This is a genomic window from Pseudenhygromyxa sp. WMMC2535, from assembly GCF_011083025.2.
Window position 1 is genome coordinate 1 of sequence record NZ_JABJWV010000018.1, and the last position, 11,544, is coordinate 11,544.

Genomic DNA, 11,544 nt, shown 5'->3' on the forward strand with positions numbered 1-11,544 from the left:
GCGCCCCTCGATGGCGGCGACTCGCTGCGCGCCTTCACCCTGGCCCGCCCCGGCGGCCGCGTGTGGGTCGCGCTCGGCCGCCGCCACCCCCTCGCCGCGCGCCTCGACGCCGAGCCCGAGTCGCTGTCCTGATCGGCGAACACGGCTGGCTGCACGTCCCCGACGGCCCCTGGCTCGACTCCACGCGGTCAGCGTGGTCAGCTTGCCCGCGGCCACCCGCTGGCAGCGCGCCGCGCCCGACGCGCCGGCTCGAGGTCGAGCTGCGCCTGACCCGGGCCCCGATCACCCGCCCGGCGGATCTATGGGTGCTGCGCGAGCGCGCCCTCGAGCAGGTCGAGGCCCTGGTCCGCACGGTCCCCGAGTCCGTCGTCGCCCAGCTGCGCTTCGCCACCATCCAGGACCCCCGAGGCGGCGATCCGATCGTCGTGCTCCGAGCCCGGCGCAGCGCCGCCGGGCCGCCGGCCCTCGACCTCGACGCCGAGGCCTACGTCCCCGCCCCGCAGATCCAGGACCTCTACCTGCCCGTGGGCGCCGCCGTGGATCCGCCCTTTCGGCCCAGCAAGCTGCGCGAGCTGCTGCTCGACGGCCCCGACGCGGACAGCGTGGTCTGGCTCGCGCCCCAGGGCGAGGGCGGACGCCGCGGCCGGGCCTTCACCCGCGAGAGCCTGGCCGAGGACGCCTTCGCCCCGCTCGGCGAGTGGGTCGACTACCTCGTCTCCGCCAACGCGGACGCCCTGGTCCCCTGGGTGCGCAGCGCCGAGTTCGACTTCGACCCCTTCGTGAGCATCGGGATCGAGTGGGCCGAAGGCAGCGCGCCGCCGCGGCCCGCCGCGCCAGAGCCCGGCCCGCGCAAGCGCGCCGCGCACAGGGGACCGCTGCGCCCGCCGCGGTCTTCGAGGCGCCCATCGACGACGCGCCCGCCGAGGACGAGGCCGCTCCCGAAGGCGACGCCCCCGAAGACGGCGCGCTCACGGTCCCCGCAGACGCCCCGGCGCAGCGCCATCGAGGCCCGCCTCGCCGCCCTCGAGGCCGAGTTTTGCGGCCTCGACCTTCCCCTCGACGATCCCGCTCGAGTCCCCCGCTGGGCCGAGCTCGGGGAGCTCCAGGCTGCCCTCCAGCGCACCCGCGAGGCCGGCCTGTGCTGGTCGCGGGCGCTGTGGGAGACCCCCCCGCCCGACGGCCCGACGCCCGCGGCCATCGCCAGGCGCTGGGCCGAGCGCGAGGCCCAGCTCCAGGGCTTCCCCAGCCCCGCGCAGATGCTCGGCATCGTCGACGTGATCCCCGAGGACCTCGACGAGCAGATGATCCGTGGCCTGGCCGCGGCCGTGCTCGCCCTCGCGGCCAGCGGCGAGCAGCTCGAGGGCGAGCAGCTCGCCGCGCTCCAGCGCTTCTTCGCCAGCCACGGCGAGCGCCTCGACCTGCGCGCGCTGTGGCTGTCGCGCAGCGCCCTCGCGCGCATGGCCGGCGACGATCGCCTGGCGCTCTTCCAGACCCGCGACCAGATCATGGCCACGCTGCGCGAGGGCGTGGGCCTGGCCCGCAACATCCCCGCCTTCGTGCGCACCTACGGCAGCGACGGCGACGCGGGCGACCTCGGCCGCCTCGCCGACGCGCTCGGCAGCGTCCGCGACGACTACCTCCTGGCCACGCGCACGCGCCGGCGCTCGACCATCGAGTCGACCTTCCCCGACGCGCGCACCGACGCCTACGTGCGCCTGCTCTTCGCCTGGGGCCTGGCCCGCCTCGGCCGCCCCCAGGCCGCCCGCGACGAGCTCGAGGCGGCTCGCAAGCTCCTGGGTCCGCGGGCCGCCGACCCGAGCGAGCCCGCAGCCGACCCCGTGCACCACGCGGCCTTCTTGGCCTTCGAAGCGCGGATCCTCCAGGCCCTCGACGGCGTGGCCCCGGGCGCGCCCATGTCCGCCGCCCCCGACGGGCCGATCGCCGCCCGCGAGCGCCTCGAGCAGGACAACCTCGGGCGCTACAAGTACGACAGCCTCGTCGAGATCTCGCGCATCCTCGACCCCCACCACGGCGTCAACGCGGTCGATCGCTGGGTCGAGAGCAGGCCGGCGAGCAGCCCTTCGCCGGCCTCGCGCTGCTCGACGATCCCCAGCGCCTCGCCGGGCTCTTCGACGACATGCTCGCGCAGCTGCCCGGCTGGGACGCCCCGCGCCAGGCCAAGGCGCTGCACAACCTGCTCGAGTACCTCGACGCCCTGCCCGAGCCCCTGGCCACGCCGCGCCTCCAGGCCGCGCTCCCGCTGATCGGCGACCTCGCCCTCGAGCAGCGCCCGCCCCTCTTGCGCCTGGCCATCGTCCGCGCCGGCTACCTCGAGCGCCCCGAGCTCGTCGGCGCCGCCCTCGACACCCTCGCGGCCAGCGACGGCGCGCTCGCGACCGAGCTGCCCGCCGCCTACGCCGAGCTCCTCGCCCGCGTGGCCCCGACCACGAGCGCACCGGCCACGAGGCGCGCCTGCATTCGCTGCTCACCAACCTCGCCCGCCGCGTGGGCGACGAGCGCGACCTGGCCACCGCCACCGCCCGCCTGCACCTCGCGGCCGCGAGCGCGGCCATGGGCCAGCCGGGCCAGGTCCAGGCCGCCTTCGCCAGCGCCCACGCCCTGCTCCCCGAGCTCGCCGTCCGCCCGGCGACTACCAGACCCTGCTGCGCGACATGGCCATGACCCTCAGCCGCAGCACCCCCACCAGGCCATCGCCGGGGCGCGAGCGCTCTTCGAGCGCCTCGCCGAGACCACCGACATGAAGACCGCCAACTCGCACTACTGCCTGGCGGTCATCCAGCTGATGGAGTCGGTGGTCCTGTCCCTGGCCAGCGAAGACCTGACCTTGTCCGAGTGGGCCCGACGCTGGGTCGAGGAGGACGAGCACCTGCTCCACCGGCGGATCCATCGCGATCTGAGCTACCATCGAAGCCCCGCATGAGCGCCCCGACGACCCCCGCCTCGCCTGATCAGCCTGATCAGGCCAACGAGCTCGATCAGCTCGACCGAGACATCGACGCCGTCGGCGAGCTCGACTACGAGACCCTGGCCGCCCGCTCCCACGCCCTGCGCGAGCGCCTCAACCGCTTCCGCACGGCCCTCGGCCACTACTTCGTCGAGCGCCAATCGATCATCGACCTGATGACGATCTGCGCCATCGCCCAGGAGCCGCTGCTGCTCGTCGGCGTCCCCGGCACGGCCAAGTCCGACCTCGTGACCAAGTTCCGCGACGCGCTCGGGATCCCCAGCGAGGACTACTTCGAGTACATGCTCACGCGCTTCACGGAGCCCTCCGAGGTCATGGGCCCGATCGACATCAACCTGCTGCGCGAGGGTCGCTACATCCGCCGGGCCCAGGGCAAGCTGCCCACGGCGCGCATGGTCTTCCTCGACGAGATCTTCAAGTCGAACTCGGCGATCCTCAACTCGCTGCTCACGATCATCAACGAGCGCAAGTTCTACCAGGACGGCACCCCCGTGCCCGTGGCCCTCGAGGTGCTGATCGCCGCGACCAACGAGATCCCCGAGCACGCCGAGCTCGCCGCGCTCAAGGATCGCTTCTGCCTCAAGATCGTCGCCCACCCCGTGCAAGACGAGCACTTCTTCGAGCTCATCGACGCCGGCCTCGACGCCCAGACCCAGCGCGACCTCGCCCAAAAGCCCTGGGTCGAGGGCCACGCCAGCCTCGTCGACCTGCTCGAGGCCCACCGCTACCTGAGCTTGCAGATGGCTCGGCGCGAGCTCATGGCCGACGGCCAGTGGTCCGCGATCGCCACCGCTACTTCTCCGACGAGCTGCTGCGCGAGCTGCATCGCCTGCTCAAGACCCTGGCCCGCGAGGACGGCGTGTTCGTCAGCGATCGCAAGGTCGTCAAGCTCTACAAGCTGCTGCGCACCCGGGCCTGGCTGCTCCACGGCGGCAAGGTCGAGCGCGAGGACCTCGCCCTGCTCGCCTACCTGGGTGAGACCCGCGAGGAGCTCGCCCTGCTCGAGGACAAGGTCCCCAAGCTCCTCGGCCTCGACTAGGAAGCTGGGAGCTGGGACAGCGTGGAGGAGTCGTGAGCGAGGCGCGGGCGCGAGTCGACGAGTGGGCCGCCGCGGGCTGCTGCTCCAGCGTGGGGCCAGCGTGGACGCCGAGCTCCTCGCCCTGACCGCGCCCTGGCTCGACGCCACCACCGAGGTCCTCGCCCTGCTCCCGCCCCTGGGCGTGGTCGGCCGATCTCGGCCGGCTGCTGACCCGCGCGCCCTTCGACATCGCCCGCTCCGAGCCCGTCGCCGACCCTGACCTGCGCGCGGCCATCGAGCCGGTAGTCGGCGGACAGGCGGCCGAGCAGGTGCTCTTCGTAGCGTCGATGGCCGCGCGCAGGTCAGGGTCGGCGACGGGCTCGGAGCGGGCGATGTCGAAGGGCGCGCGGGTCAGCAGCCGGCCGAGATCGGCGACCACGCCCAGGGGCGGGAGCAGGGCGAGGACCTCGGTGGTGGCGTCGAGCCAGGGCGCGGTCAGGGCGAGGAGCTCGGCGTCCACGCTGGCCCCACGCTGGAGCAGCAGCCCCGCGGCGGCCCACTCGTCGACTCGCGCCCGCGCCTCGCTCACGACTCCTCCACGCTGTCCCAGCTCCCCAGCTTCCTAGTCGAGGCCGAGGAGCTTGGGGACCTTGTCCTCGAGCAGGGCGAGCTCCTCGCGGGTCTCACCCAGGTAGGCGAGCAGGGCGAGGTCCTCGCGCTCGACCTTGCCGCCGTGGAGCAGCCAGGCCCGGGTGCGCAGCAGCTTGTAGAGCTTGACGACCTTGCGATCGCTGACGAACACGCCGTCCTCGCGGGCCAGGGTCTTGAGCAGGCGATGCAGCTCGCGCAGCAGCTCGTCGGAGAAGTAGCGGTGGCGATCGCGGACCACCTGGCCGTCGGCCATGAGCTCGCGCCGAGCCATCTGCAAGCTCAGGTAGCGGTGGGCCTCGAGCAGGTCGACGAGGCTGGCGTGGCCCTCGACCCAGGGCTTTTGGGCGAGGTCGCGCTGGGTCTGGGCGTCGAGGCCGGCGTCGATGAGCTCGAAGAAGTGCTCGTCTTGCACGGGGTGGGCGACGATCTTGAGGCAGAAGCGATCCTTGAGCGCGGCGAGCTCGGCGTGCTCGGGGATCTCGTTGGTCGCGGCGATCAGCACCTCGAGGGCCACGGGCACGGGGGTGCCGTCCTGGTAGAACTTGCGCTCGTTGATGATCGTGAGCAGCGAGTTGAGGATCGCCGAGTTCGACTTGAAGATCTCGTCGAGGAAGACCATGCGCGCCGTGGGCAGCTTGCCCTGGGCCGGCGGATGTAGCGACCCTCGCGCAGCAGGTTGATGTCGATCGGGCCCATGACCTCGGAGGGCTCCGTGAAGCGCGTGAGCATGTACTCGAAGTAGTCCTCGCTGGGGATCCCGAGCGCGTCGCGGAACTTGGTCACGAGGTCGGACTTGGCCGTGCCGGGGACGCCGACGAGCAGCAGCGGCTCCTGGGCGATGGCGCAGATCGTCATCAGGTCGATGATCGATTGGCGCTCGACGAAGTAGTGGCCGAGGGCCGTGCGGAAGCGGTTGAGGCGCTCGCGCAGGGCGTGGGAGCGGGCGGCCAGGGTCTCGTAGTCGAGCTCGCCGACGGCGTCGATGTCTCGGTCGAGCTGATCGAGCTCGTTGGCCTGATCAGGCTGATCAGGCGAGGCGGGGGTCGTCGGGGCGCTCATGCGGGGCTTCGATGGTAGCTCAGATCGCGATGGATCCGCCGGTGGAGCAGGTGCTCGTCCTCCTCGACCCAGCGTCGGGCCCACTCGGACAAGGTCAGGTCTTCGCTGGCCAGGGACAGGACCACCGACTCCATCAGCTGGATGACCGCCAGGCAGTAGTGCGAGTTGGCGGTCTTCATGTCGGTGGTCTCGGCGAGGCGCTCGAAGAGCGCTCGCGCCCCGGCGATGGCCTGGTTGGGGGTGCTGCGGCTGAGGTCATGGCCATGTCGCGCAGCAGGGTCTGGTAGTCGCCGGGGCGGACGGCGAGCTCGGGGAGCAGGGCGTGGGCGCTGGCGAAGGCGGCCTGGACCTGGCCCGGCTGGCCCATGGCCGCGCTCGCGGCCGCGAGGTGCAGGCGGGCGGTGGCGGTGGCCAGGTCGCGCTCGTCGCCCACGCGGCGGGCGAGGTTGGTGAGCAGCGAATGCAGGCGCGCCTCGTGGCCGGTGCGCCTCGTGGTCGGGGCCACGCGGGCGAGGAGCTCGGCGTAGGCGGCGGGCAGCTCGGTCGCGAGCGCGCCGTCGCTGGCCGCGAGGGTGTCGAGGGCGGCGCCGACGAGCTCGGGGCGCTCGAGGTAGCCGGCGCGGACGATGGCCAGGCGCAAGAGGGGCGGGCGCTGCTCGAGGGCGAGGTCGCCGATCAGCGGGAGCGCGGCCTGGAGGCGCGGCGTGGCCAGGGGCTCGGGCAGGGCGTCGAGGTACTCGAGCAGGTTGTGCAGCGCCTTGGCCTGGCGCGGGGCGTCCCAGCCGGGCAGCTGCGCGAGCATGTCGTCGAAGAGCCCGGCGAGGCGCTGGGGATCGTCGAGCAGCGCGAGGCCGGCGAAGGGCTGCTCGCCGGCCTTGCTCTCGACCCAGCGATCGACCGCGTTGACGCCGTGGTGGGGGTCGAGGATGCGCGAGATCTCGACGAGGCTGTCGTACTTGTAGCGCCCGAGGTTGTCCTGCTCGAGGCGCTCGCGGGCGGCGATCGGCCCGTCGGGGGCGGCGGACATGGGCGCGCCCGGGGCCACGCCGTCGAGGGCCTGGAGGATCCGCGCTTCGAAGGCCAAGAAGGCCGCGTGGTGCACGGGGTCGCTGCCGGCTCGCTCGGGTCGGCGGCCCGCGGACCCAGGAGCTTGCGAGCCGCCTCGAGCTCGTCGCGGGCGGCCTGGGGGCGGCCGAGGCGGGCCAGGCCCCAGGCGAAGAGCAGGCGCACGTAGGCGTCGGTGCGCGCGTCGGGGAAGGTCGACTCGATGGTCGAGCGCCGGCGCGTGCGCGTGGCCAGGAGGTAGTCGTCGCGGACGCTGCCGAGCGCGTCGGCGAGGCGGCCGAGGTCGCCCGCGTCGCCGTCGCTGCCGTAGGTGCGCACGAAGGCGGGGATGTTGCGGGCCAGGCCCACGCCCTCGCGCAGCGTGGCCATGATCTGGTCGCGGGTCTGGAAGAGCGCCAGGCGATCGTCGCCGGCCATGCGCGCGAGGGCGCTGCGCGACAGCCACAGCGCGCGCAGGTCGAGGCGCTCGCCGTGGCTGGCGAAGAAGCGCTGGAGCGCGGCGAGCTGCTCGCCCTCGAGCTGCTCGCCGCTGGCCGCGAGGGCGAGCACGGCCGCGGCCAGGCCACGGATCATCTGCTCGTCGAGGTCCTCGGGGATCACGTCGACGATGCCGAGCATCTGCGCGGGGCTGGGGAAGCCCTGGAGCTGGGCCTCGCGCTCGGCCCAGCGCCTGGCGATGGCCGCGGGCGTCGGGCCGTCGGGCGGGGGGGTCTCCCACAGCGCCCGCGACCAGCACAGGCCGGCCTCGCGGGTGCGCTGGAGGGCAGCCTGGAGCTCCCCGAGCTCGGCCCAGCGGGGGACTCGAGCGGGATCGTCGAGGGGAAGGTCGAGGCCGCAAAACTCGGCCTCGAGGGCGGCGAGGCGGGCCTCGATGGCGCTGCGCGGGGCGTCTGCGGGGACCGTGAGCGCGCCGTCTTCGGGGGCGTCGCCTTCGGGAGCGGCCTCGTCCTCGGCGGGCGCGTCGTCGATGGGCGCCTCGAAGACCGCGGCCGGGCGCAGCGGTCCCCTGTGCGCGGCGCGCTTGCGCGGGCCGGGCTCTGGCGCGGCGGGCCGCGGCGGCGCGCTGCCTTCGGCCCACTCGATCCCGATGCTCACGAAGGGGTCGAAGTCGAACTCGGCGCTGCGCACCCAGGGGACCAGGGCGTCCGCGTTGGCGGAGACGAGGTAGTCGACCCACTCGCCGAGCGGGGCGAAGGCGTCCTCGGCCAGGCTCTCGCGGGTGAAGGCCCGGCCGCGGCGTCCGCCCTCGCCCTGGGGCGCGAGCCAGACCACGCTGTCCGCGTCGGGGCCGTCGAGCAGCAGCTCGCGCAGCTTGCTGGGCCGAAAGGGCGGATCCACGGCGGCGCCCACGGGCAGGTAGAGGTCCTGGATCTGCGGGGCGGGGACGTAGGCCTCGGCGTCGAGGTCGAGGGCCGGCGGCCCGGCGGCGCTGCGCCGGGCTCGGAGCACGACGATCGGATCGCCGCCTCGGGGGTCCTGGATGGTGGCGAAGCGCAGCTGGGCGACGACGGACTCGGGGACCGTGCGGACCAGGGCCTCGACCTGCTCGAGGGCGCGCTCGCGCAGCACCCATAGATCCGCCGGGCGGGTGATCGGGGCCCGGGTCAGGCGCAGCTCGACCTCGAGCCGGCGCTCGGGCGCGGCGCGCTGCCAGCGGGTGGCCGCGGGCAAGCTGACCACGCTGACCGCGTGGAGGTCGAGCCAGGGGCCGTCGGGGACGTGCAGCCAGCCGTGTTCGCCGATCAGGACCAGCGACTCGGGCTCGGCGTCGAGGCGCGCGGCGAGGGGGTGGCGGCGGCCGAGCGCGACCCACACGCGGCCGCCGGGGCGGGCCAGGGTGAAGGCGCGCAGCGAGTCGCCGCCATCGAGGGCGCGGAGCACCGCGTAGTAGGGCGGATCCGCCACGCGGCAGAGGTTGCGGCGGACCCCCTGGGCGTCGGTGAAGAAGGCCAGGCGCTGATCCTCGCAGCCCAGGCGCAGCAGCTCACCGGCCACGCGCAAGAAGCCCTCGTCGCCCTCGCTGAGGAAGAGCAGCTCGCCCAGGGGCGGGGTGGGCTCGCCGGCGCGCTCGAGGGGCAGGACCTCGGCCCAGCACGAGAGCGGCCGCGGGTTCGCGGGCGCCCGGGTGCGGAGGCTGACGCCGGCCTCGCGCAGGCGCGCGCGGTCGGCCCGGGGCAGCGGCTCGTCCGTGGACAGGCACAGCTTGCCGGCGGTGTCGCGGGCGAAGTCCACGGGCGCGGCCTGGACCGCCGGGGGGATCAGGTTCGCGTCGAGGGCGGCGCGCAGGACCGCGAGATCTTCGAAGACCAGCGTGGACATGGTCTGTCGGCTGCTAGCCGGAGCCCTGCTCGAATCGACTCGCGCTCGTCCTCGTCCTCGTCCGCGCTCGCCTCGGCGCCGGCCTGCTCGCCCTGTCCGCGGCGAACCACCACCTTACCGACCTCCTCGGCCTCGACCACGCCACCTTCGACCAGCGCGTTGACCAGGGCGCGGTGCTCCTCCTCGTGCTCGTGGGGGAGGGCGTCCGAGTCCGACTCGTACTCGACGATCAGGTTCTTCTTCCCGGTCGCCGGATCGATCTGCAGGTGGATGTTGAGCTCGGGCATGGCTGCGCCTGCGTGACGCAGGCGCAGCCATGCCCGAGCTCAACATCCACCTGCAGATCGATCCGGCGACCGGGAAGAAGAACCTGATCGTCGAGTACGAGTCGGACTCGGACGCCCTCCCCCACGAGCACGAGGAGGAGCACCGCGCCCTGGTCAACGCGCTGGTCGAAGGTGGCGTGGTCGAGGCCGAGGAGGTCGGTAAGGTGGTGGTTCGCCGCGGACAGGGCGAGCAGGCCGGCGCCGAGGCGAGCGCGGACGAGGACGAGGACGAGCGCGAGTCGATCGAGCAGGGCTCCGGCTAGCAGCCCGACAGACCATGTCCACGCTGGTCTTCGAAGATCTCGCGGTCCTGCGCGCCGCCCTCGACGCGAACCTGATCCCCCCGGCGGTCCAGGCCGCGCCCGTGGACTTCGCCCGCGACACCGCCGGCAAGCTGTGCCTGTCCACGGACGAGCCGCTGCCCCGGGCCGACCGCGCGCGCCTGCGCGAGGCCGGCGTCAGCCTCCGCACCCGGGCGCCCGCGAACCCGCGGCCGCTCTCGTGCTGGGCCGAGGTCCTGCCCCTCGAGCGCGCCGGCGAGCCCACCCCGCCCCTGGGCGAGCTGCTCTTCCTCAGCGAGGGCGACGAGGGCTTCTTGCGCGTGGCCGGTGAGCTGCTGCGCCTGGGCTGCGAGGATCAGCGCCTGGCCTTCTTCACCGACGCCCAGGGGTCCGCCGCAACCTCTGCCGCGTGGCGGATCCGCCCTACTACGCGGTGCTCCGCGCCCTCGATGGCGGCGACTCGCTGCGCGCCTTCACCCTGGCCCGCCCCGGCGGCCGCGTGTGGGTCGCGCTCGGCCGCCGCCACCCCCTCGCCGCGCGCCTCGACGCCGAGCCCGAGTCGCTGGTCCTGATCGGCGAACACGGCTGGCTGCACGTCCCCGACGGCCCCTGGCTCGACCTCCACGCGGTCAGCGTGGTCAGCTTGCCCGCGGCCACCCGCTGGCAGCGCGCCGCGCCCGAGCGCCGGCTCGAGGTCGAGCTGCGCCTGACCCGGGCCCCGATCACCCGCCCGGCGGATCTATGGGTGCTGCGCGAGCGCGCCCTCGAGCAGGTCGAGGCCCTGGTCCGCACGGTCCCCGAGTCCGTCGTCGCCCAGCTGCGCTTCGCCACCATCCAGGACCCCCGAGGCGGCGATCCGATCGTCGTGCTCCGAGCCCGGCGCAGCGCCGCCGGGCCGCCGGCCCTCGACCTCGACGCCGAGGCCTACGTCCCCGCCCCGCAGATCCAGGACCTCTACCTGCCCGTGGGCGCCGCCGTGGATCCGCCCTTTCGGCCCAGCAAGCTGCGCGAGCTGCTGCTCGACGGCCCCGACGCGGACAGCGTGGTCTGGCTCGCGCCCCAGGGCGAGGCGGACGCCGCGGCCGGGCCTTCACCCGCGAGAGCCTGGCCGAGGACGCCTTCGCCCCGCTCGGCGAGTGGGTCGACTACCTCGTCTCCGCCAACGCGGACGCCCTGGTCCCCTGGGTGCGCAGCGCCGAGTTCGACTTCGACCCCTTCGTGAGCATCGGGATCGAGTGGGCCGAAGGCAGCGCGCCGCCGCGGCCCGCCGCGCCAGAGCCCGGCCCGCGCAAGCGCGCCGCGCACAGGGGACCGCTGCGCCCGGCCGCGGTCTTCGAGGCGCCCATCGACGACGCGCCCGCCGAGGACGAGGCCGCTCCCGAAGGCGACGCCCCCGAAGACGGCGCGCTCACGGTCCCCGCAGACGCCCCGCGCAGCGCCATCGAGGCCCGCCTCGCCGCCCTCGAGGCCGAGTTTTTGCGGCCTCGACCTTCCCCTCGACGATCCCGCTCGAGTCCCCCGCTGGGCCGAGCTCGGGGAGCTCCAGGCTGCCCTCCAGCGCACCCGCGAGGCCGGCCTGTGCTGGTCGCGGGCGCTGTGGGAGACCCCCCCGCCCGACGGCCCGACGCCCGCGGCCATCGCCAGGCGCTGGGCCGAGCGCGAGGCCCAGCTCCAGGGCTTCCCCAGCCCCGCGCAGATGCTCGGCATCGTCGACGTGATCCCCGAGGACCTCGACGAGCAGATGATCCGTGGCCTGGCCGCGGCCGTGCTCGCCCTCGCGGCCAGCGGCGAGCAGCTCGAGGGCGAGCAGCTCGCCGCGCTCCAGCGCTTCTTCGCCAG

General features: G+C 74.3%; 7 protein-coding genes and 3 pseudogenes. 6 read left to right on the forward strand and 4 right to left on the reverse strand.

Features of this window, described 5'->3' with window-relative positions; genetic code table 11:
* The first annotated feature begins 62 nt into the window (after positions 1–62).
* The 3 genes and pseudogenes from G6O69_RS42635 (at position 63) to G6O69_RS42645 (ending at position 4,025) form a co-directional block, all read left to right on the forward strand.
* Positions 63–2,264 (forward strand): hypothetical protein, encoded by a 2,202-nt coding sequence (locus tag G6O69_RS42635; protein WP_176397381.1) that lies wholly within the window; start codon positions 63–65, stop codon positions 2,262–2,264.
* A 673-nt stretch (positions 2,265–2,937) separates the two neighbouring features.
* Positions 2,938–3,594 (forward strand): annotated as a pseudogene (locus G6O69_RS42640) (AAA family ATPase); the annotation flags it as partial.
* A gap of 251 nt (positions 3,595–3,845) precedes the next feature.
* On the forward strand, positions 3,846–4,025 hold the full coding sequence (locus G6O69_RS42645) for a hypothetical protein (RefSeq protein ID WP_346017173.1): 180 nt from the start codon (positions 3,846–3,848) through the stop codon (positions 4,023–4,025).
* Between the two features lie 601 nt (positions 4,026–4,626).
* Here the strand turns inward: G6O69_RS42645 and G6O69_RS42650 are convergent.
* From G6O69_RS42650 to G6O69_RS38445, 4 genes and pseudogenes are all read right to left on the reverse strand, one after another.
* Positions 4,627–5,714: pseudogene (locus G6O69_RS42650) on the reverse strand (AAA family ATPase).
* Entirely contained in the window at positions 5,711–5,893 is a 183-nt protein-coding gene (locus tag G6O69_RS38435) for a hypothetical protein (RefSeq protein ID WP_176397382.1), read from the reverse strand. The pseudogene G6O69_RS42650 and the gene G6O69_RS38435 overlap by 4 nt, the downstream one beginning before the upstream one ends.
* Positions 5,894–6,389: 496 nt before the next feature.
* Positions 6,390–9,098 carry a hypothetical protein gene (locus tag G6O69_RS38440; RefSeq protein ID WP_176397383.1) on the reverse strand — a complete coding sequence of 903 codons (2,709 nt, stop codon included), beginning with the start codon at positions 9,096–9,098 and terminating at the stop codon, positions 6,390–6,392.
* The gene (locus G6O69_RS38445; RefSeq protein WP_176397384.1) at positions 9,038–9,385 is read right to left on the reverse strand and encodes a hypothetical protein; all 348 of its coding nucleotides are present in this window, start codon (positions 9,383–9,385) and stop codon (positions 9,038–9,040) included. The genes G6O69_RS38440 and G6O69_RS38445 overlap by 61 nt, the downstream gene beginning before the upstream one ends.
* Before the next feature lie 29 nt (positions 9,386–9,414).
* On the opposite strand from G6O69_RS38445, the gene G6O69_RS38450 reads away from it, so the two are divergent.
* The 3 genes and pseudogenes from G6O69_RS38450 to G6O69_RS38455 all read left to right on the forward strand — a co-directional run bounded on the left by G6O69_RS38450 (position 9,415) and on the right by G6O69_RS38455 (position 10,927).
* Positions 9,415–9,687, forward strand: a complete 273-nt coding sequence (locus tag G6O69_RS38450; RefSeq protein WP_172305304.1) for a hypothetical protein — start codon at positions 9,415–9,417, stop codon at positions 9,685–9,687.
* 14 nt (positions 9,688–9,701) lie between these two features.
* Positions 9,702–10,085, forward strand: a pseudogene (locus G6O69_RS42655) (hypothetical protein); the annotation flags it as partial.
* Positions 10,086–10,114: 29 nt separating this feature from the next.
* Positions 10,115–10,927: a hypothetical protein gene (locus tag G6O69_RS38455; protein ID WP_176397385.1), complete on the forward strand. Its 813-nt coding sequence runs from the start codon at positions 10,115–10,117 to the stop codon at positions 10,925–10,927.
* Positions 10,928–11,544: the final 617 nt, after the last annotated feature.